19 protein-coding genes are annotated in these 19,933 nt (G+C 68.8%); 7 read left to right on the top strand and 12 right to left on the bottom strand.

All coding sequences use genetic code 11. The features are described 5' to 3' along the window. Positions 1-12: 12 nt before the first annotated feature. The 6 genes from IPF36_RS21215 to IPF36_RS21190 all read right to left on the bottom strand — a co-directional run bounded on the left by IPF36_RS21215 (position 13) and on the right by IPF36_RS21190 (position 6,139). A complete protein-coding gene (locus IPF36_RS21215) occupies positions 13-1,287 on the bottom strand; it encodes an O-acetylhomoserine aminocarboxypropyltransferase/cysteine synthase family protein (RefSeq protein ID WP_135703177.1) in 1,275 nt (424 codons plus the stop codon). Between the two features lie 203 nt (positions 1,288-1,490). Beyond that, complete coding sequence (locus IPF36_RS21210; RefSeq protein ID WP_135703176.1) at positions 1,491-2,459, bottom strand: TauD/TfdA family dioxygenase; 969 nt, start codon at positions 2,457-2,459, stop codon at positions 1,491-1,493. A gap of 45 nt (positions 2,460-2,504) precedes the next feature. Next, positions 2,505-3,293: an ABC transporter ATP-binding protein gene (locus IPF36_RS21205; protein ID WP_135703973.1), complete on the bottom strand. Its 789-nt coding sequence runs from the start codon at positions 3,291-3,293 to the stop codon at positions 2,505-2,507. Positions 3,294-3,329: 36 nt separating this feature from the next. Beyond that, on the bottom strand, positions 3,330-4,127 hold the full coding sequence (locus IPF36_RS21200; RefSeq protein WP_195430031.1) for an ABC transporter permease: 798 nt from the start codon (positions 4,125-4,127) through the stop codon (positions 3,330-3,332). Positions 4,128-4,140: 13 nt separating this feature from the next. Next, a complete protein-coding gene (locus IPF36_RS21195; protein WP_195430029.1) occupies positions 4,141-4,980 on the bottom strand; it encodes an ABC transporter permease in 840 nt (279 codons plus the stop codon). Between the two features lie 4 nt (positions 4,981-4,984). Then, on the bottom strand, positions 4,985-6,139 hold the full coding sequence (locus IPF36_RS21190; RefSeq protein WP_255519861.1) for an ABC transporter substrate-binding protein: 1,155 nt from the start codon (positions 6,137-6,139) through the stop codon (positions 4,985-4,987). A 271-nt stretch (positions 6,140-6,410) separates the two neighbouring features. Here IPF36_RS21190 and IPF36_RS21185 point away from each other — a divergent pair, with 271 nt between their 5' ends. From IPF36_RS21185 to IPF36_RS21165, 5 genes are all read left to right on the top strand, one after another. After that, a complete protein-coding gene (locus tag IPF36_RS21185; protein WP_135703173.1) occupies positions 6,411-7,337 on the top strand; it encodes a TauD/TfdA family dioxygenase in 927 nt (308 codons plus the stop codon). A 77-nt stretch (positions 7,338-7,414) separates the two neighbouring features. After that, entirely contained in the window at positions 7,415-8,425 is a 1,011-nt protein-coding gene (locus tag IPF36_RS21180; RefSeq protein WP_195430027.1) for an ABC transporter substrate-binding protein, read from the top strand. A 2-nt stretch (positions 8,426-8,427) separates the two neighbouring features. Then, positions 8,428-9,279: an ABC transporter ATP-binding protein gene (locus IPF36_RS21175; RefSeq protein WP_195430025.1), complete on the top strand. Its 852-nt coding sequence runs from the start codon at positions 8,428-8,430 to the stop codon at positions 9,277-9,279. A gap of 32 nt (positions 9,280-9,311) precedes the next feature. Then, on the top strand, positions 9,312-10,223 hold the full coding sequence (locus tag IPF36_RS21170) for an ABC transporter permease (protein WP_195430023.1): 912 nt from the start codon (positions 9,312-9,314) through the stop codon (positions 10,221-10,223). A gap of 55 nt (positions 10,224-10,278) precedes the next feature. Next, entirely contained in the window at positions 10,279-11,049 is a 771-nt protein-coding gene (locus IPF36_RS21165; RefSeq protein ID WP_133095885.1) for a class I SAM-dependent methyltransferase, read from the top strand. 11 nt (positions 11,050-11,060) lie between these two features. Here the strand turns inward: IPF36_RS21165 and IPF36_RS21160 are convergent, their stop codons facing one another. Next, positions 11,061-11,420 (bottom strand): LysR family transcriptional regulator, encoded by a 360-nt coding sequence (locus IPF36_RS21160; protein WP_133095884.1) that lies wholly within the window; start codon positions 11,418-11,420, stop codon positions 11,061-11,063. Between the two features lie 212 nt (positions 11,421-11,632). Continuing rightward, on the bottom strand, positions 11,633-11,866 hold the full coding sequence (locus IPF36_RS21155) for an IclR family transcriptional regulator (protein WP_195430021.1): 234 nt from the start codon (positions 11,864-11,866) through the stop codon (positions 11,633-11,635). Between the two features lie 506 nt (positions 11,867-12,372). Here IPF36_RS21155 and IPF36_RS21150 point away from each other — a divergent pair. After that, positions 12,373-13,611, top strand: a complete 1,239-nt coding sequence (locus IPF36_RS21150; protein WP_135703971.1) for a diguanylate cyclase — start codon at positions 12,373-12,375, stop codon at positions 13,609-13,611. A gap of 100 nt (positions 13,612-13,711) precedes the next feature. Further along, a complete protein-coding gene (locus IPF36_RS21145) occupies positions 13,712-14,968 on the top strand; it encodes an Hsp70 family protein (protein ID WP_135703169.1) in 1,257 nt (418 codons plus the stop codon). Between the two features lie 35 nt (positions 14,969-15,003). Here the strand turns inward: IPF36_RS21145 and IPF36_RS21140 are convergent, their stop codons facing one another. From IPF36_RS21140 to IPF36_RS21125, 4 genes are all read right to left on the bottom strand, one after another. Then, a complete protein-coding gene (locus tag IPF36_RS21140; protein WP_133095881.1) occupies positions 15,004-15,684 on the bottom strand; it encodes a phosphorylase in 681 nt (226 codons plus the stop codon). Beyond that, complete coding sequence (gene shc / locus IPF36_RS21135; protein ID WP_195430019.1) at positions 15,681-17,747, bottom strand: squalene--hopene cyclase; 2,067 nt, start codon at positions 17,745-17,747, stop codon at positions 15,681-15,683. Before shc ends, IPF36_RS21140 begins: the two co-directional genes overlap by 4 nt. Positions 17,748-17,835: 88 nt before the next feature. Next, entirely contained in the window at positions 17,836-18,708 is an 873-nt protein-coding gene (hpnD, locus tag IPF36_RS21130; protein WP_135703167.1) for a presqualene diphosphate synthase HpnD, read from the bottom strand. Between the two features lie 253 nt (positions 18,709-18,961). Continuing rightward, the gene (locus IPF36_RS21125; protein WP_029045406.1) at positions 18,962-19,165 is read right to left on the bottom strand and encodes a cold-shock protein; all 204 of its coding nucleotides are present in this window, start codon (positions 19,163-19,165) and stop codon (positions 18,962-18,964) included. Positions 19,166-19,933: the final 768 nt, after the last annotated feature.

The following is a 19,933-nucleotide window of genomic DNA, read 5'->3' as shown; positions in this document are numbered from 1 at the left end:
GCAAACCTGCGCTTACGCTGCCGCCAGCGCGCGCTCCAGGTCCTCGATCAGGTCATCGATATGCTCGATGCCCACCGACAGCCGCACCATATCCTCGCTGACGCCAGCCGCCTTCAGCTCCTCGGGGTTGAGCTGGCGATGCGTGGTCGATGCCGGATGCGTGGCCAGCGACTTGGCATCGCCGATATTGACCAGCCGCGTGAACAGCTGCAGCGCATCCAGGAAACGCGCCCCGCCTTCGCGGCCGCCCTGCTTCAGGCCGAACGACAGGATGCCGGGACCGCGGCCGCCCAGGTACTTCTGCACCAGTGCGTGGTCCGCATGGTCGGGCAGGCCGGCAAAGTTGACCCATTCCACCTTCGGGTGCTGCTGCAGGTGGCGTGCGATCGCCAGCGCGTTTTCGGTGATGCGGTCCAGCCGCAGCGCAAGCGTCTCGATGCCTTGCAGGATCAGGAAGGCGTTGAACGGCGACAGCGCCGCGCCGGTATTGCGCAGCGGCACCACGCGCGCGCGGCCGATATAGGCCGCCGGCCCCAGCGCCTCGGTGTAGACCACGCCGTGGTACGACACGTCCGGCTCGTTCAGGCGCCGGAAGCGCGCCTTGTGCTGGGCCCACGGGAACTTGCCGCTGTCGACGATGGCGCCGCCGACGCTGTTGCCGTGCCCGCCCAGGTACTTGGTCAGCGAATGCACGACGATATCGGCGCCATGCTCGAACGGCCGGCACAGGTAGGGCGAGGGCACGGTGTTGTCGACGATCAGCGGCACGCCGTGGTTGTGCGCCACGCGCGCGATCGCCTCGATGTCGACCACGTTGCCGAGCGGGTTGCCAACCGACTCGACGAACACGGCCTTGGTGCGCTCGTCGATCAGGTCGCCGAAGCTCGACGGGTTGCGGCCGTCGGCGAAGCGGGTCTCGATGCCAGACTGCGGCAGCGTGTGCGCCAGCAGGTTGTAAGTGCCGCCGTACAGCTGGCTCGACGAAACGATGTTGTCGCCGGCCTCAGCGATGGTCTGGATCGCGTAGGTGACCGCGGCCATGCCCGATGCCAGCGCAAGCGCGCCCACGCCGCCCTCGAGCGCGGCCAGGCGCTGCTCGAGCACGTCGTTGGTCGGGTTCATGATGCGGCTGTAGATGTTGCCCGCGACCTTCAGGTCGAACAGGTCGGCGCCATGCTGCGCATTGTCGAAGGCGTAGGCCACCGTCTGGTAGATCGGCACCGCCACCGCGCGGGTGGTCGGATCGGGCGAGTAGCCGCCATGGACGGCCAAAGTTTCGAGTCTCATGTTCTTCTCTGGGTTGTGTGCCGGACATGCCTGGCGGCGCCGCGCACGCAAATGCGCGCCGCCGGGCCGAGCGATGGTACCAGCCGGCCGCTGCACCGCCCAGGCGTTCGGGCGCTATGGTCACGGACGGCACCCAGCGAGGCAATGAACCTTATTGCATTTGGATATGCGGCCTGCGCGAGCGTGCCGGCCGCTGGCACTACTCACGCCGCGCGCTGCGCGGCTGCGTCGGCGTGATCTGCAGGCTGATTGGCCGGGGCCGTGTCGTCGCGGCGCACGCCGGCCTTGACCGCCACGCTGTGGCGCCCGTCCACGCTGACCGGCACCGCGCCCACCACGGTGGCGCGGCGCACCACGCGCTTGGCGTCGCCGTAGTCGTTGATGGCGTAATGCTGCGTGGCGCGGTTGTCCCAGATCGCGACGTCGCCCGCGCGCCAGCGCCAGCGCACCGTGTTCTCGAGCCGGTGCACGTGGCCCTGCAGCACCGATACCAGGTGCGCCGAATCGACCGACGAATAGCCGAGCAGCTTCTTGACGAAGTGCCCCAATACCAGCGTGCGCTCGCCGGACTCGGGATGCACGCGCACCACCGGATGCTCGGTTTCATAGAGCGCGGAGGTGAACACCTCGCGATAGCGCTTCAGCCCCTCGCTGCTGGCCTTCACCCGCGTGGCCGCGTAGTCGTAGTCGTTGGTGTGCAGCGCCCACAGCTTGTCGGCCAGCTCGCGCAGGGGCTCGGGCAGGTCCTGGTACGCCGCGGCGGTGTTGGCCCACACGGTGTCGCCGCCGAACGCGGGAACGGTCACCGCGCGCAGCACCGACACCGCAGGGTAGGCCAGGTCGAAGGTCACGTCGGTATGCCAGGAGTTGGCGCGGCCGCCGTGCTCGGAATCGAGTTCGAGCAGTTGCGTGCCGTCGCGCGAGGGCACGGTCGGATGCGGCACCAGTTCGCCGAACAGCGCGGCAAAGCGCTGCTGTGCGCTGTCGTCGAGGTGGACCTGGTCGCGGAAGAACAGCACCTTGTGCTGCAGCAGCGCGGCGCGGATGGCGGCGAAGGTCTCGGCAGGCAGGTCGCCATGCAGGGCGACGCCGCGCACTTCGGCGCCGATGCGGCCGGCCACCGGGTGGATATCGAGCTGAACTGCCTGGTCTTGCTGGATTGCTTGGGTCATTGCTGGGCTCCGGGAAAATGCGGGTGGGTCATCGTTCGAATGCGGTCAGGCGGGTTCGGCAATGGCTTCGGCGGCGATAGCCTGTCCGGCGAATTCCTGCAGCACGGCATCGCGCACGCGTGAAAACGGCTGCCCGGCGCGCTCGCGCGGATGCGGCAGGCCGACCGGCACGATGCGGCGGATTCGGCCGGGCCGCGGCTCCATCACCACCACGCGGTCGCCGAGATACACGGCTTCCTCGACGTCATGCGTGACCAGGATCATGGTGATGCCCTCGGCCTGCCAGATGCGGTGCAGCTCCTGCTGCAGGTAGGTGCGCGTCATCGCGTCGAGCGCGCCGAACGGTTCGTCCAGCAGCAGGATTTCGGGTCGCGTCACCAGCGCACGCGCGATCGCCACGCGCTGCGACATGCCGCCCGAGAGCTGGTGCGGATACGCATGCTCGAAGCCACGCAGCCCGACCAGCGCGATATGCTCGGCGACATTGCGGTCCTTTTCCGCCGCGCTGCCCGGCGTGTTCAGCAGCGCCAGCCGGATGTTCTGCTCCGCCGTCAGCCACGGGAACAGCCGGTGCTCCTGGAACACGATGCCGCGCTGCAGGCTGGTGCCGGCCACGCGCTTGCCATCGAGCAGGATCTCGCCGCGATAGTCTTCTTCCAGCCCCACCACCAGCCGCAGCAAGGTCGACTTGCCGCAGCCGCTGGCGCCGACGATGCTGAAGAACTCGCCCGGGGCGATGGTCAGCGTGATGTCCTCCAGCACGGGCAGGGTGCGGCCCTTGACCTCGTACTGCTTGTGCAGGTGTGCGATGCTGAGCGTGCCGGCATGCGCCATGTCGTTCTCTCCGGAAATATTGAGCAAGCGTCGGGCTCAGCCCGCCGCCACCGAGCTGCCGCGCCACGCGAGCAGCCGTCGTTCGATGCGGCTGGCGATCCAGTTGAGCGTGAAGCCGACCAGCCCGACCACGATCACGCCGAAAATCACCAGGTCCATCCAGAAGTTCTCGCGGCCGTCGATCATGGTGTTGCCGATGCCCTTGCCCGAGACCAGCAGGTACTCGGCGCCGAGCGTCGCCAGCCACGCATAGATCAGCCCCAGATGGATGCCGGCGAAGATCGACGGCGCCGCCGACGGCAGCACCACGCGGCACAGCACCTGCGCGCGGTTGAAGCTCAGCACGCGCGCCACTTCCAGCAGGTCGGCGGGCACCGCGCGGATGCCTTCGAAGGTGTTGAGCACCACCGGAAAGAATGCCGCCAGCGACAGGAACACCACCTTGGCGGTATCGCCCAGCCCGAACCACACCGAGATCAGCGGAATCCATGCGAACAGCGAGATCTGCTTGACGGTATGGAAGATCGGGCCGACCAGCCGCTCGAACAGCCGCGACAGCCCCAGCGCAGCGCCGAACACCAGCCCCGCGCTTGCGCCGATCGCAAAGCCGGCCACGTCGCGCCACAGGCTGGCCGACAGCGAGACAAGGAGCGCGCCGCTCTGCAGCTGGCGCACGGCGGTGTCCCATACGGCGGAGACCGGCACCAGCAGCGGGGATGTGGTCCAGTGGAAGCGCACGGCAGCCCACCACAGCGCCACCAGCACCAGCGGCAGGATCCAGCCGCGCAGCGCGCGCGGCACGGCAAGACGGGAATGCCTGGCGGATACGGTCATTGGTGGCCTCCGTTCAGAATCCGGGCTTGCGCCAGCGCAGCACTGCGCCCTCGGCCAGCGCCAGAACCTTGTCAAGCGCGAAGCCGATCACGCCCACCACTACCACCGCGGCAAGCACCATGTCGAGCTGGAACAGCTGGCGGCCGTAGACGATCATGTAGCCCAGCCCCTCGGACGAAGCCAGCAGCTCCACCACCACCAGCGCCAGCCAGGCGTGCGTGAGGCCGTAGCGCACGCCGTTCCACACCGGTGCCGCCGCTGCGGGCAGCACCACGCGCGCGAGCGTCTGCCAGCGCGTCAGCTGCAGCACGCGCGCCACTTCCAGGTAGCGCACCGGCACGCTGCCGATGCCCTTGTACGTGTTCAGCGCCACGGGCACGAACGCCGCCTTGGCGATCAGGATGACCTTGAGCGCCTCGTCGATGCCGACCAGCAGCATCAGCAGCGGCAGCCAGCCCAGCACCGGCACCTGGCTGAAGGCCTTGAAGGTCGGGTACACGTAGTCGCGCAGCGTCGGCGACAGGCCCATCGCCGCGCCCAGCGCGAGTCCGCCGAGCAGTCCCACGCCGAAGCCGCCGGCCACGCGCAGCGCGCTGATGGCAAGGTTGGCCTGCAGTTCACCGCTGGTCCACAGCCCGGCCAGCGTGTGTGCCACGTCTTCCGGCGCGGGCAGCACCTGCGGCGGAATCCAGGCATGGCGCGATGCCACGTACCACAGCAGCAGCAGTGTCAGCGGCACCGGCCAGGCCAGCAGCCAGTGCGTGGCATTGCGCCAGTTCAGGGCCTTGCGCAATGGGGCCGCACGCGAGGCACCGTGCTGTGCGGCGGGCAGCGAGAGTTCGGCGACGGACATGGCATCAGGCTCCCAGGATCTTGCCGTTGGGCTGGTACACGGGCCAGTAGGACTGCAGGCTCAGGTCGTTGAGCGCGGCCTTGAGAAAGCGCTGGTCGATCCACTGGTCGACGTCGAAGCGCGCGCGGCTCAGGCGGAAGCGATAGGCCTGCTCGACGGCGTCCTTGTAGCGGCTCACCAGAAAGGGATCGAAGTTCGGGTTCAGGCGCACGCGCAGCGGCTCGCCGTCGAAGTCTTCCTTCCAGTGCTCGTACGGTGTGCCGGCGCGCGCCCAGGTGCGCAGCACCTCTTCGCGATGGCTTTCGTCGGAAGCCCAGCGCGCGGCCTCGACGGCGGTCTTCACCAGGTGCTGCGTGGCCTCGGGATAGCGGCTGGCGAAATCGTCCGTCACCAGCACGTGGCTCTGGCGGGTGTAGATCGGCGACTGGTTCTTGCTCGAATAGAGGATGCGCACCGCGCCCTTGTCGCGCAGGCGCAGGATGTCCATGGCGCCGATGGCCGCGTCGATGTCCCTGGTGGACAGCGCCGCGAGGTAGCCCGCAGTGTCGAGATTCAGCAGGCGCAGGTCCCTGTCGGTGAGGCCGTTGGCCTCCAGCAGGCGCAGCGCCGGCAGATGCATGTTGGTGCCCTTGAACAGCGACACGCGCTTGCCGCGCAGGTCGGCCAGCGTCTTCAGCGGCGAGTCGGGCGGCACGCCGACATAGATGTTGGCGCGCACACCGGTGGCAAGCACCAGCCGCGTCTTCAGCCCGGCGGCGCGGCCGACCAGCGACGGCAGGTCGCCCTGCAGCGCGAAATCGAGCTGGCGGTTGGCCAGCGCCTCGTTGACCGCGGGGCCTGCGCCCTTGAAGAAGAACCACTCGACGCGCGTGCCGGTGGGCTTGAACGATTCCTCCAGCCAGCCGCGTGCATGCGCAATCGCGAGCGAGCTGCCGGCGAAGCTGGGCGGCGTGCCGGTGGCCGGCTGCGCCACGCCGATGCGGATCACGTCTGGACGCGCCGACGGACTCGCGCTGAACGCGGACAGCGGCGACAGCGATGCGGCCAGGCCAAGGCCTGACCATGCCGCACCGCGCAGCAGGTCGCGGCGGCTCAATCGGGATGGCAGTGCATCGGCACCGCGGAATCCGGCGGCGGAACGGGGGCGCTGGGTCTTCATCGTGCAGACCTTCTCGAAGTGGAGGACGGCTCAACGATAAGCGGCGCCGTGCGCGGACCTGAACGAATGATTCCGGCATTGGATATCGGGTCGGCGTATATGGGATGCGCTCTTTCGCGCGCGCAGGGCAATGTGCAGACATGGATATGCGATAAGCGGATAAGCCCCAGCGATTTGATTCGTTGACCCTGCTTGCCCCGTCTCTCTACAGTGCAAGCTTGCACGCGGCACCCGTTGCCGCGCAGGCTTCCCCCGAATTGCCAGAGCTGCCATGACGACCGCAACCGCCTACACCATAGTTTCGCGCCAGCAGAGCGCACTGCATTCCGCCGCGATCGATGCCGGCCAGGATTTCGAGATCCGCGCGCTGGACGCGCCGCTGGGCGCGGAGGTGCTCGGCCTCGACCTGTCCCGCCCACTGTCCGACAGCGATTTCGCGCGCATCCATCGCGCCCACCTCGACTACCACGTAGTGGTGTTCCGCGACCAGCGGATCACCCCGGCGCAGCAGATCAGCTTCAGCCGCCGCTTCGGGCCGCTGCAGATCCACGTGCTGCACCAGTTCCAGCTACCCGGCCATCCCGAAGTGCTGGTGGTGTCCAACGTGGTCGAGAACGGCAAGCCGATCGGACTCGGCGATGCCGGCCACTTCTGGCATTCGGACCTGTCGTACAAGGAGAAGCCGAGCCTGGGTTCGCTGTTGCATGCGCGCGAGCTGCCCGCCGAAGGCGGCGATACGCTGTTCGCCAACATGCACCTGGCATGGGATACCTTGCCCGCGGAACTTCAGCGCACTGTCGACGGCCTGTACGCCGAGCACACCTACCTGGCGCGCTATGCCGAACTGCAGCAGCGCAGCCCGTGGCGTCCCAACCTGATGCCCGAGCAGATCGCGCAGGTCAGGCCGGTATTGCAGCCGGTGGTGCGCACCCATCCCGAAACCGGCAGGAAGGCGCTCTTCGTCAGCGAGCACTTCACCACGCGCATCGCGGGCCTGCCCGAGGACGAAAGCCGCGACCTGCTCAAGCAGCTGTTCGCGCACAGCGTCAAGCCTGAGCACGTGTACCGCCACCAATGGCAGCCGCATGACCTGGTGTTCTGGGACAACCGCTCACTGCTGCATCTGGCCGCGGGCTGTCCGGACCACCTGCGGCGCGTGATGTACCGCACCACCATCGAAGGCGACGTGCCGCGCTGACGCGGCGATCGCTTCGCCATGCATCCCGGACTCACGCATGTCGCGTGCGTCCCTTCCCTGATTTCAGGAGTCCATTCATGTTCCAACGGTTTTCCCGCAAGCTGGGCCTGCTCGCGCTGAGCGCCGGCCTGGCGATTTCCGGTGCCGCGCACGCCGAAGGCAAGCTGCGCATCGCCGAGCAGTTCGGCGTGGTCTACCTGCTGCTCAACGTGGCGCGCGACCAGCAGCTGATCGAGAAGCACGGCAGGCAGCAGGGCATCGACGTCAAGGTCGAATGGACCCAGCTTTCCGGTGGCGCCGCGGTCAACGATGCGCTGCTGTCCGGCGCGATCGATATCGCCGGTGCCGGCGTCGGTCCGCTGCTGACGCTGTGGGACCGCACCCATGGCAAGCAGAACGTGCGCGGCGTGGCGTCGCTGGGCAATTTCCCGTACTACCTTGTGAGCAACAACCCCAAGGTGAAGACCATTGCCGATTTCACCGAGAAGGACCGCATCGCCTTGCCGGCGGTGGGCGTGTCGGTGCAGTCGCGCGTGCTGCAGCTGGCAGCGGCGAAGCAATGGGGCGACAAGGAGTACAACCGGCTCGACAAGTGGACCGTGGCGGTGCCGCATCCCGACGCCGCTGCCGCGATCATCTCGGGCGGCACGGAAATCACCGGTCATTTCGGCAACCCGCCGTTCCAGGAGCAGGAACTGGCCGGCAATCCGAACGCACGCATCGTGCTGAATTCGTACGACGTGCTGGGCGGGCCGAGCTCGGCGACGGTGCTGTACGCGACCGAGAAGTTCCGCAACGACAACCCGAAGACCTACCGCGCGTTCGTCGATGCGCTGGCTGAAGCGGCTGCCTACGCCGCCGCCAATCCCGAGGCCGCCGCCGATATCTACCTGCGCCAGGCCAAGGCAAAGACCGACCGCGCGCTGCTGGTGCGCGTGCTGAAGAACCCGCAGGTGCAGTTCAAGGTGGCGCCGCAGAACACCTTTGCGCTGGCCTCGTTCATGCACCGCGTGGGCGCGATCCGCAACCAGCCCAAGTCCTGGCAGGATTATTTCTTCCAGGACCCGGTCACCGCGCAGGGAAGCTGATCATGGCCACGCACAGCCTGCGCGTGGTGTCCGACCGCGCCGCGCCGCTGCTACCGCCGTTGCTTCAGATTGACGGCGTGTCGCTCGAGTACCGCACGCCCGAGCGCATCGTGCGCGCCACGCACCGGGTCAGCTTCGACGTGCATGCGGGCGACCACTTCGTGCTGCTGGGGCCGTCCGGCTGCGGCAAGTCGACGCTGCTCAAGGCGGTGGCTGGCTTCGTCGCGCCCGCCGAGGGTGAGATCCGCCTGGAAGGCCAGCGCGTGCAGCAGCCCGGGCCGGACCGCATCGTCGTGTTCCAGGAGTTCGACCAGCTGCCGCCGTGGAAGACCGTGGTGCAGAACGTGATATTCCCGCTGCGGCAGGCGCGCGGCCTGTCGCGCGCCGAAGCGCGCGAGCGCGCGCTGGACAGCCTGGAGAAGGTCGGCCTCGCTGATTTCGCCGATGCCTACCCGCATACGCTGTCGGGCGGCATGAAGCAGCGCGTGGCGATCGCGCGGGCGCTGGCGATGCGGCCCAAGGTGCTGCTGATGGACGAGCCCTTTGCCGCGCTCGACGCGCTGACGCGCCGGCGCATGCAGGAAGAACTGCTGGCGCTGTGGGACGACGCGGGTTTCACGCTGCTGTTCGTCACGCATTCGATCGAAGAGGCGCTGGTGGTGGGCAGCCGCATCCTGCTGCTGTCGCCGCACCCGGGCCGCGTACGCGCCGAACTGAACAGCCACCAGTTCAGCCTGGCCAGCCAGGGTGGCACGGAATTCCAGGCCGCCGCGCAACGCATCCACACCATGCTGTTCGGCGAGCCCGCCGCCGACGCGCAGCCGCTGCGCGCGCGCAGCGCCGCGGGCCGCTAGCGAGCCTTACTGCGGAAAGGGAAAGAAGCATCATGACGCAATCCACCCTGGCGCTCCCCGAGTCGCCCGAACTCCGTCCCGACTTCCGGCCGCTGGTGCGCCCGGAATACGAGCGCGACATCGAACCCTTCACCGAAGCGCCGCTGGCGCGCGCGCTGCCGTGGCAGCAACGGCTGTGGCAGTACGGCTGGCTGCGCAAGGCCGTGATCCTTCTGGCGCTGGCATTGGTGTGGGAAATCGTGGCACGCGTGCAGGACAACGACCTGCTGCTGCCGACGTTCCTGGCGACCCTGCGCGCCTTCATCCAGGATGTGGCCAGCGGCGAACTGCCGGGCAAAGCGGCGGTGTCGCTGTCGGTGCTGCTGCGCGGCTATGCCGCGGGCATCGTGCTGGCGTTCGTGCTCACGTCGCTGGCGGTATCGACGCGCTTCGGCCGCGATGTGCTGGACACGCTCACCGCCATGTTCAATCCGCTGCCGGCGATCGCGCTGCTGCCGCTGGCGCTGCTGTGGTTCGGGCTGGGCACCAGGAGCCTGGTGTTCGTGCTGGTCCACTCGGTGCTGTGGCCGCTGGCGCTGAACATGTACGCCGGCTTCCAGGCGGTGCCGCAGACATTGCGCATGGCCGGGCGCAACTATGGCCTGCGCGGGCCGCGCTATGTCGCGCTGGTGCTGGTGCCTGCCGCGCTGCCGGCGATCCTGTCGGGGCTGAAGATCGGCTGGGCCTTTGCCTGGCGCACGCTGATCGCGGCCGAGCTGGTGTTCGGCGCGTCGTCGGGCAAGGGCGGGCTGGGCTGGTTCATTTTTCAGAACCGCAACGAGCTTTATACGGACCGCGTGTTCGCAGGCCTGGCGGCGGTGATCCTGATCGGCCTGCTGGTGGAGGGGCTGGTCTTCACCACGCTGGAGCGGCTGACCGTACGACGCTGGGGCATGCAGCACTAGCCGCGCGGGGACTTCGGGCGTAGCCTACGGCACCGTAAAGCCAACCGGAGCCGCCATGACCGCCATCCACCAGGCCGCCGCACAGGGATTCGCCAGCCAGGCCGATGCCTACGCGCGCGGACGCCCCGAATATCCTGAAGCCATCGATGGCTGGCTGCGCGCCACGCTCGGGCTGGGCCCGGGCCGCACCGTGCTGGACCTGGGTGCCGGTACCGGCAAATTTACGCGCCGGCTGGCCGACACCGGTGCAGCGGTGATCGCGGTCGAGCCGGTGGCGCAGATGCGCGCGCAGCTCGCCGGTGCGCTGCCGGCCGTGCGGGCGCTCGCGGGCAGCGCCGAAGCGATTCCCTTGCCCGATGCCAGCGCAGACGCAGTGGTCTGCGCGCAGGCGTTCCACTGGTTTGCCAACGACCGCGCCATCGCCGGGATCCGCCGCGTGCTGCGGCCGGGCGGCCGGCTGGGGCTGGTCTGGAACGTACGCGATGAAAGCGTGGACTGGGTCGCGCAGCTGACCGCCATCATGACGCCCTACGAGGGCGACGCGCCGCGCTTCTACAAGGGCGACTGGAAGCGGGTCTTTCCCGCCGAGGGCTTCGGCCCCATGGCGCTGCACAGCCTGCCATACACGCACGCGGGCCCGCCGCAGCAAGTGATCGTCGACCGGGTGATGTCGGTGAGCTTCATTGCCTCGCTGCCCGGCACGGAGCAGGAGCGCGTGCGCGCCGCGCTGCAGGCTGTCATCGATGGCCACCCGGCGCTCGCCGGACGGCAGGAAGTCGCGTTTCCCTATCGCACCGAAGCCTATAGCTGCGAACGCCTGGCCTGAGCCGCGCCGCGCTACATCGTCGCGTGCCGGACCCAGAACGCCGGGCCGCGGCGTGCGGCGTCACTGAACTCCGGCGGCGGGCCGGTGCGGCCGGCGCACGGGCGCGGCGCAATCTGTTCCCAGATGTGCAGCATCGCCATGACCTTGGGCAAGGCCTTGACGCCGGTGGGCGTGGGCAGCCAGTTGGGGCTGCCCACGCTGAACAGCGGCGTGCCGAGCACGGCCTCGAGGCTGCGGATCTGGTAAAGGAGTCTCTGGGTCTGTATGCCCAGCGCTTGCGCGGCGCGGGCGGTGTCGCGGTGCTGCATCAGTGCGACGAAGGCGCGCAACGACAGGAAGCTGACGCGCCTGTTGTTGACAAGGTATGCCATGGATGTGCCCTTGCCGGGACGGGCACTGGCGGCGCGCTGGGGCACCGTTGCGCGGCGGGGAGGCGATGCACCCCGGGTGCGCGGCCTGTTGCCGGCGGATCGAAGTTAATCGATCGTAGCGGCGCACGCACGGGGGTAGGGCGGTGAAGCTTCCGAGTTAAGGTGGGGAATGGTCCCGGTCAGATGGTCACAGATGGCGATGCCGGTGCGCTTCAGTGCATCGGCAAATGGCCGATCGCCGTCAGCGCCTGCATCACCTCGGGCGACAGGCGGCGTTCGCGGCACGGCACGCCGGCGGTCTCCAGCGTGGTCCACAAGTCGGCATCGCCGGTGACGATGCGTTGCCGCAGGTGCGCCAGGTATGCGTACTCCGCGGATGTCAGCGGGCGCGGTGCGCTGCGCAGGTCATCCAGGATGGCGCCAAGCGAGAGGGCGGGAACGGTCATACCAGGGTCGGGAATAGCAGGGCGGGTCATTGATGCAGTATTGACGCGAGATTCTTGCGCGGTCGGCGCGGTAGGCAACGCATGATTTTATCCAGCCGGTGCAGTGCCTGCTTAACCAAATGCAACCAACTTTGACCTCAATTCCGCTTGCACGCGAGCGAGTGGCGATTGCGTGGTGGCAATGTGGCGCATGCTGAGGCTGGTGGGGCGCGCAAGCCGCTTGCGCGCGAGTGGTTGCCGTTAGAGGCATCCTTCAACGCGGTCTGGGTGTTGCATAAAAACGCCAGTGGGATCTATCCATGCGACGCCGTGCAGCGGCGCCGGCACCACAACCGGCCCGTCATGCACGCCCCCGGCTAGACGGGGGTGCCAACTGCCAGCGCACGCGGGCTATCATGCTCGTTTGCCGAGCGCCGCCGGCCTGCCGCGGCGTATCTTGACTGTCCCTTGGCCCCAGTCCCGCCCATCGATTGACGGCAAGGCGGACCGCCTCCTTGAGGATTCCCGTGCACCTGGACCAGCAGACCATTGCGGTCGTGATGATGGTGTTTTTCTGCAGCACGCTGGTGATCGCGGCGGGGCTGGTGTTCGCGCTGCGCGCGAGCGAGGCGGGACGCCTGTGGGCATCGGGGCACGTGCTGGCATCCGGCGCGGGCCTGGCGCTGGCGTTGAGCGCGGCCACAGGCACCATCCACCTTGGCACGTTAGGGGCGGGTGCCTTCGTCATCGGCTGGCTGCTGATCTACCGCGGGGTGCGCGTCTATTACGGCGTACCGGCGTACCCGGGCGCGCTGGCCAGTGCCGCCACCATCGTGCTGGCCACCCTGGTGGCCGTTGGTGGCCTGCCCGGCGGGCCTCAGCTGGTGCTGCGCGTGGTCTACGGCGTGCTGGCGCTGTTGTCGCTGGCCACCTTTGCCACGCTGGCGCGCGCCGGGCGCGGGCGGCGCAGCATCGGAGCCCCGCTGGTGCTGGTTGCCAGCCTGGTGCAACTGGCCACGCAGCTGGCCGGCTTTGACCATGCGATGCGGCTGGCCGGCGCCGATGCGCAGCCGATGATCCTGTTCTTCGCCGGCCCCGCCGGCTCGGCCTGGATGCTGGCGCCGCTGATCGCCACGCTGCTGGGCCTGTTCGGCTTCACCGTGATGGCAATGGAGCAGATCGTCGCGCACAACGAGAGCGGCGCGCGCGTCGATGCGCTGACCGGCCTGCTCAACCGCGGCGCGCTGGAGATGTCGGCGCTGCAGCTGGTGGCGCGCTGGCAGCGCGACGGGCTGCCGCTGTCCTGCCTGGTGATCGACATCGACTACTTCAAGCAGGTCAACGATACCTTCGGCCACCATGCCGGCGATGCGGTGCTGCGCGAAGTGGCGCACGCGCTGGACAACTCGCGCCGCGCCTCCGACGTGGCCGGGCGCTATGGCGGCGAGGAGTTCTGCATCCTGTGCCCGCACACCGACGAGCAGCAGGCGTCGGCGCTGGCCAACCGCATCCTGCGCAAGGTGCGCGCGATCGCGCTGCCGGGCGCGCAGGGCTTTGCCAGCGTCAGCATCGGCGTGGCCCAGCTGCGCGGCGGCCCGGGCAGTAAGGAAGGCCTGTGGCGCGCGCTGTTCGCCGATGCCGACCGCGCGCTGTACTGCGCCAAGGAGCACGGGCGTGACCGCTATGTGCTGGCCTCGTCGATGGCCGCGCCGGTGCCGGGCCACGCCCCGCCGATGCTGGAGCCTGCCGCCGACCCCGTCGCCTGAAATCGCGGGGCCGCCGCGCGCCTGCCCTACAATGGCGCCCCCGCCCGGACTCGCGTCCAGCGGCAACTGATGTGGTGTCTTGCAGGAAAATCTGGAATCAATGATGTCAAACGCATGCGGCCTGGACTTCGGCACGTCCAACTCAACCGTCGGCTGGAGCCGGCCCGACCGCCCCGCGGCGCTGCTGCCGCTGGAAGACGGCAAGGTGACGCTGCCGTCGGTGATCTTCTTTCACGCCGAGGATCCGCTGGTCAGCTATGGCCGCGCCGCGCTCGGCGACTACCTGGCCGGCTATGAAGGGCGGCTGATGCGCTCGCTCAAGAGCCTGCTCGGCACCTCGATGATGGACGACAGCACCGAGGTGATGGGGCAGGCCATGCCGTTCCGCAAGCTGCTGGCGCATTTCATCCGCGAGCTGAAGGCCCGCGCCGAGCAGGCCGGCGGCACCACCTTTACCCACGCGGTGCTGGGCCGCCCGGTGTTCTTCATTGACGAGGACCCGGCCGCCGACCGGCTCGCCGAAGAGACGCTGGCCGAGATCGCGCGCGACGCCGGCTTTGCCGAGATCGCGTTCCAGTACGAGCCGATCGCCGCGGCGTTCGACTACGAAGCCGGCATTTCGCGCGAGGAGCTGGTGCTGGTGGCCGATATCGGCGGTGGCACCTCGGACTTCTCGCTGGTGCGCCTGTCGCCCGAACGCGCCCGCAAGACCGACCGCAGGGGAGACATCCTTGCCAACGGTGGCGTGCATATCGGCGGCACCGACTTCGACCGCGCGCTCAGCCTGGCGCGCGCCATGCCGCTGCTTGGGCTGGGCAGCCAGCTGCGCAACGGCAAGGCGATGCCGTCGAGCCAGTACTTCGACCTGGCCAGCTGGCACACCATCAACTACGTCTACACGCGCAAGGCCTGGTCGGTGGTGATGGACAACTACCGCGATGCTGCCGACACCGTCAGCCTCGACCGCCTGGTGCGGCTGATCCGCGAGCGTGCCGGCCACTGGCTGGCGATCCAGGTGGAAGGCGCCAAGATCGCGCTGTCGGATGCGGCCAGCACCGAGGTCGACCTGCACCGGCTGGAGCAGGGGCTGATGCTGACGATCACGCGCGACGAATTCGATGCGTCGATCGACAAGCTGGTCGCCAGGACCGAGAAGACGGTCCAGCAACTGCTGGTTGACGCGGGCGTGGACGGCAACGGCGTCAATACCATCTTCTTCACTGGCGGTTCCAGCAGCGTGCCGTTGCTGCGCCAGCGGCTGGCGGCACTGCTGCCGCAGGCGCGCTGCGTCGAAGGCGACCGATTCGGCAGCATCGGCAGCGGGCTGGCGCTGGATGCGGTGAGGAAGTTCGGCTGAGGAAATCCGGGCGACGTTCGGCTCGACCGGCCCGCCTACTGCTGCAGCACGTCGCGCAACGCAAAGCCGTCGCCCACCGCCAGCCTGGCCGCCCGCAGCGCGCCACGCGCCGCGGCGGCATCGCCCGCCAGCCGCAGCAGCGCCGGCAATTGCCACGGCGCGCGCAGCAGCCCGCCCAGCACCGCCGCCACATCGGTCTTGCCGCCTTCCCCCATCCCTGCCGCCGCCGCGGCCGGCACGGCGCGGCTGGCCGGGTCGATGACCACGCGGCAAGCCGCGAACGGCAGCCGGCAGGCGGCGGCCATGCGCGCGGCGAGATGCGATTCCATGTCGACGCACAGCGCGCCGCTGGCCTGCCGCAGCGCGTGTTTTGCGGCGACGTCGAGCACCGGCTCTTCCGTGCCGGCGATGGGGCCGACCCGGGCATGCGGCAGCGCCGCGTGCAGCGCATGGGTCCAGTCCGGCGCGGTGTCGTAGCGTTCGCCGGGCGCGCGGATCTCATCGGCAATGACCAGGTCGCCGGGCGCCAGCGCCGGGTCCAGCCCGCCGGCGACGCCGAAGCTGACGATGCCCCGGCACGCGCGGCTGGCCATGGCCGACACCTCCTGCTCCAGCGCGACGCCGCGCAGCCCGTGCACCACGCGGCAATGCGGGCCGGCGGCGATGCCGGCCTCGAAATCCATGCCGGTGACGACCATGACGAAGGGCGCGTTCACAGGCCCCACGCCACGCGGCCCTCAGCGACACCCTCACCGCCACCGCCACCGTCACCGCCGCGCCGCAGGTTGCGGTAGCGCGCCAGCGCCCACAGCGGGAAATAGCGCGCGTATCCGTGGTAGCGCAGGTAGAACACGCGCGGGAAACCCACGGCGGTGAAGCGCGGCTCGTGCCAGAGCCCGCCTTCCTGCGGCGGGCGCTGCGTGCGCAGCAGGTAGCCGATGCCGCGCGCGACCGCCGGGTGTTGCACGGCGCCGGCCGCCATCAGCGCCAGCAAGGCCCAGGCAGTCTGCGATGCCACGCTGGGCGCGGCCTCATAGCCGCGGTAGTCGAGCCGGTAGCTGGCGCCGTCTTCGCCCCAGCCGCCGTCGTCGTTCTGGATTCCGGCCAGCCAGTCGGCGGCGCGCCGCACCGCGGGCGCGTCGGGCCCCAGGCCGGCCGCATTCAGCGCGCACAGCGCGCTCCAGGTGCCGTAGATGTAGTTGGTGCCCCAGCGGCCGAACCAGCTGCCATCCGGCAGCTGCTCGGCCAGCAGGTAGCGCAGCGCGCGCGCGGCGGGCTCGCTGCTGGCGGGCGTGGCGCCGGTCTGGCACAGCATCGACAGGCAGCGCGCCGAGACATCCGCGGTGGGCGGGTCCAGCAGTGCGCCGTGGTCGGCGAAGGGGATGTTGTTCAGGTACAGGTGCGTGTTCTCGGGCTCGAACGCACCCCAGCCGCCGTTGCCGCTCTGCATGCCGACGATCCATTCGGCCGCGCGTGCCACGGCTTCGTCGTAGTGGCCCGGCGCGGCGTGTTCGCGCATGTAGCGGTCCATCGCCGCCGCCACCACGGCGGTGTCGTCGACATCCGGGTAATGCGCGTTGGCGTACTGGAAGGCCCATCCACCCGGGCGCACCCGCGGGCGGCGCACGCTCCAGTCGCCGCGCACGTCCAGCACCTGCAGCGGCTTGAGCCAGTCCAGCGCGCGCCCCACGGCCGCGGCCGCGCGCGCCTCTCCGGTCTCGAGCAGCGCTTGCGCGGCCAGCGCGGTGTCCCACACCGGCGACAGGCAGGGCTGGCAGTAGGCCTCGTCGCCATGCTCGACCAGCAGCCGCTCGACCGCGTGCCGGGCCACCGCGCGCGCGGGATCGTCGGCCGGCACGCCCAGCACGTCGAACATCATCACGCTGTTGGCCATCGCCGGAAAGATCGCGCCGAGCCCGTCCTCGCCATTCAGCCGCTCGCGCACGAACCTTTGCGCCGCGGCGATGGCGCGCCGGCGCAGCACGCGCGGGAACGCCGGCTCGGCCACGCGCAGCAGCGCGTCGAGCCCGCGGAACAGGTTGTACCAGCCGGCGTGCTGGTGCGGCGCGCGCGGCGCGAGGCCGACGCTGCGGCGCGGGTTGGAGAAGAGTTCGTCGATGCCGATCCCGCGCGGGTTGCGCGCGCGCGGGCGCAGGCTGTTCAGCACCAGCAGCGGCACGATCACCGTGCGCGCCCAGTAAGAGACCTTGGACAGGTGGAACGGGAACCAGCGCGGCAGCAGCATGATTTCCACGGGCATCATCGGCACCGCCGACCACGGCATCACGCCGTACAGCGCCAGCAGCGTGCGCGTAAACACGTTGCTGGCCTCGGCGCCGCCCATGGCATGGATGGCCTGGCGCGCGCGCGCCATGTGCGGCGCCTGCGGATCGTCGCCCGCCATCTTCAGCGCGAAGTAGGCCTTGACGCTGGCGCTGATGTCCGCCTTGCCGTCATGGAACAGCGGCCAGCCGCCATCGGCGTTCTGGATGCGGCGCAGGTAGCGCGCGATGCGCGCTTCGAGCGCCAGGTCGGGCGCCTCGCCCAGGTAATGCACCAGCAGCACGTATTCGGCCGGGATGGTGGCGTCGGCTTCCAGCTCGTAGACCCAGTGGCCATCGGGGCGCTGCTGGTGCAGCAGCGCATCGACCGCGAGGCCGATGCCGTGGTCGAGCTCCTGTGCGGCAGATCGCTGGGTGAAAGCAGGGGCGAACGCCGGATCGGCGGCGACCCGGACAGGCGGGGCTGTCGTGCCCAAGGCGGTCTCGTTGATCGACATGCGGACTCCTTGTGCCGGCGCGGGCGGGATGATCCGCGCCCGGCCTCGGCTTGCATCGGCTTACATCGCCGGCAACGGCATGCGGCGCTCAGCCAATGGCGTGGCGCAGCATGATCCAGAGCAACTGCGCGCGCGGCAGGCGCACGCGCTGGCGCGGTGCCCGCCAGCCCTGCATGCGCAGGCGCGCGAGGATGCGGTGGTAGACGTCGGCCATGATGCGCGGCGAGCGCACCAGCCGTGCCGGGCAGCGCGCCATGATGGCGTCGGCCTGGTCGTAGTGCGCCTGCGCTTCCAGGGCCAGCGCCGCGCAAGCCTGGCCGATTGCCGCGTGCGCGACCACCGCCTGCGGCGTGGCGCCCGCGGCATCGATGCCGGCGGCGGCCAGCGCCTCGGCCGGCAGGTAGAGGCGGCCGATGGCGGCATCCTCGTCGATGTCGCGCAGGATGTTGGTCAGCTGCAGCGCTCGCCCCAGGTGGTGCGCCAGCGCGATGCCGCACGACGTTTCCAGGCCGAACACGCGCACCGCCAGCCGCCCCACCGCGCTCGCCACGCGGTCGCAATACAGGTCGAGGGTGGCGGCGTCGGGGGCGCGGATGTCCTGCACCACGTCCATGGTCATGCCGTCGATGACGGCGAGGAAATCCTGCTGCTGCAGGTCGAAGGCGCGGATCTGCACGGCCAGCGGCTGCAGCGCCGCGGGCGGGCTGCCCGCGTAGCAGGCGGCGATGTCGCTGCGCCAGGCATCGAGCCCTGCCAGGCGCTCCGCATGCGGAGCGTTGCCGTCGGCGATGTCGTCGACCGCGCGGCAAAACGCGTAGATCTCGAACATGGCCTGGCGCTGGTGCGCCGGCAGGATGCGCAGTGCGGCATGGAAGGAACTGCCGGCAGAGGCGGCGGCTCCCGCGCTGGAGCCGGCCACGGCGGCGGGGGTGTCTTGCGTTGCGATCTGAGTACCGGCCACGTAACTCCTCGACACGCTGCATACCTTCCCGCGCTTCGCACGCAACGGTGTGCGCGCCCATGCGCGGGCGGTGGTTGTGGGTCGGGCGATTATAGCAACATCAACCCTGGCATCGCGGCGCCCTGGCCGGCGGCAGGGAGGCGGCAGCGCATTGCCGGCGCGCAAAAGAAAAGCCCCGCGCCGGAGCTGCGGGGCTTGCTGGCCGGCGCGGCGTCGCGAGACGCCGCGGGACCGGGCCGGTCCTAAACCGGTATCAGACGGCCTGAATCTTGGTGGCTTGCTCGCCCTTCTGGCCCATGGCCTTGACGTAGCGCACCTTCTGGCCTTCCTTCAACGACTTGAAGCCCGAGCCTTCGATTGCGGAGAAGTGCGCGAACAGATCGTTGCCGCCTGCGTCCGGCGTGATGAAGCCGAAGCCCTTGGCGTCGTTGAACCACTTAACGGTACCGGTTTCCATATCTATCTCAACCTTGGATTTCAAAATGAGCGAAAAACGCTCGTTATACACCGTGTGCAACGCAGGCAACGGATTGTTTTGGTTCCGCTGCTGCATCCGTATGACCTCGATATGTCGCTGTCGTGACAACCGAAAACGTCACGGAACAACACACCAAATGACACACCCCAAAGGGCGCTGCACAAGTGGGAATCATTCTGCCGAATTTTCCCGATGTGTCAATCAGGCGAAGCGCCTAATCATGATGAGAGGTTCCGATAGGAGATATTAACGTCTTCTACTTCGCATTCGATTCAGTGAATTCCCTGAGTGTGCTTGCCTGCGCGGTTTGGACTGAATTTCAGACGGGTGCACCTTGAATGCGCGCCGAATGCGGGCTCCTGGTGCGGAAGGTCCGTGTTTCGGTGCATTTGTTTCGCTTTGTTTCAAATGCATTACCACATTCGGGGGATGTTTTTGCCCGTTCGGGTGTGGGCGGCAATAGTTTGGGGCAAATCCGGCGGGAGAAATGCCGCAGCGCTCCATTTCGCAGAACGATTCTCGTGCAACGTATATAGGGTGAACCCCTGCATGCCGCGCCTGAGTGTTCGCGGGCTCTCCCACCGCCGGTCCGCCAGTCCGCCGCCCCCGCTCGCCCGCGATCGTTGCGATTGGCCGGTTTTTCGCCTCGGATCGATGGCCGATCCCGGCATGTTGCGGCATGCCCCTCGTCGGTAGCCTCGACGGCGGGTGTCGCTGTTAGGTAACATTGCGACTTCCGGCTTGCTT

Origin of the sequence: Cupriavidus sp. IK-TO18 (assembly GCF_015549295.1) — a bacterium.
GTDB classification, from domain to species: domain Bacteria; phylum Pseudomonadota; class Gammaproteobacteria; order Burkholderiales; family Burkholderiaceae; genus Cupriavidus; species Cupriavidus oxalaticus_A.
The sequence above is the reverse complement of the archived record's forward strand: the minus strand, read 5'-3'. Positions and strand labels throughout refer to the sequence as shown.

What these genes read in the sequence shown, in the direction of transcription:
- IPF36_RS21215 (WP_135703177.1), bottom strand. Translation starts at nt 1,287, where the DNA reads ATGAGACTCGAAACTTTGGCCGTCCATGGCGGCTACTCGCCCGATCCG.
- IPF36_RS21210 (WP_135703176.1), bottom strand. Translation starts at nt 2,459, where the DNA reads ATGACCCAAGCAATCCAGCAAGACCAGGCAGTTCAGCTCGATATCCAC.
- IPF36_RS21205 (WP_135703973.1), bottom strand. Translation starts at nt 3,293, where the DNA reads ATGGCGCATGCCGGCACGCTCAGCATCGCACACCTGCACAAGCAGTAC.
- IPF36_RS21200 (WP_195430031.1), bottom strand. Translation starts at nt 4,127, where the DNA reads ATGACCGTATCCGCCAGGCATTCCCGTCTTGCCGTGCCGCGCGCGCTG.
- IPF36_RS21195 (WP_195430029.1), bottom strand. Translation starts at nt 4,980, where the DNA reads ATGTCCGTCGCCGAACTCTCGCTGCCCGCCGCACAGCACGGTGCCTCG.
- IPF36_RS21190 (WP_255519861.1), bottom strand. Translation starts at nt 6,139, where the DNA reads ATGAAGACCCAGCGCCCCCGTTCCGCCGCCGGATTCCGCGGTGCCGAT.
- IPF36_RS21185 (WP_135703173.1), top strand. Translation starts at nt 6,411, where the DNA reads ATGACGACCGCAACCGCCTACACCATAGTTTCGCGCCAGCAGAGCGCA.
- IPF36_RS21180 (WP_195430027.1), top strand. Translation starts at nt 7,415, where the DNA reads ATGTTCCAACGGTTTTCCCGCAAGCTGGGCCTGCTCGCGCTGAGCGCC.
- IPF36_RS21175 (WP_195430025.1), top strand. Translation starts at nt 8,428, where the DNA reads ATGGCCACGCACAGCCTGCGCGTGGTGTCCGACCGCGCCGCGCCGCTG.
- IPF36_RS21170 (WP_195430023.1), top strand. Translation starts at nt 9,312, where the DNA reads ATGACGCAATCCACCCTGGCGCTCCCCGAGTCGCCCGAACTCCGTCCC.
- IPF36_RS21165 (WP_133095885.1), top strand. Translation starts at nt 10,279, where the DNA reads ATGACCGCCATCCACCAGGCCGCCGCACAGGGATTCGCCAGCCAGGCC.
- IPF36_RS21160 (WP_133095884.1), bottom strand. Translation starts at nt 11,420, where the DNA reads ATGGCATACCTTGTCAACAACAGGCGCGTCAGCTTCCTGTCGTTGCGC.
- IPF36_RS21155 (WP_195430021.1), bottom strand. Translation starts at nt 11,866, where the DNA reads ATGACCGTTCCCGCCCTCTCGCTTGGCGCCATCCTGGATGACCTGCGC.
- IPF36_RS21145 (WP_135703169.1), top strand. Translation starts at nt 13,712, where the DNA reads ATGATGTCAAACGCATGCGGCCTGGACTTCGGCACGTCCAACTCAACC.
- shc (WP_195430019.1), bottom strand. Translation starts at nt 17,747, where the DNA reads ATGTCGATCAACGAGACCGCCTTGGGCACGACAGCCCCGCCTGTCCGG.
- IPF36_RS21125 (WP_029045406.1), bottom strand. Translation starts at nt 19,165, where the DNA reads ATGGAAACCGGTACCGTTAAGTGGTTCAACGACGCCAAGGGCTTCGGC.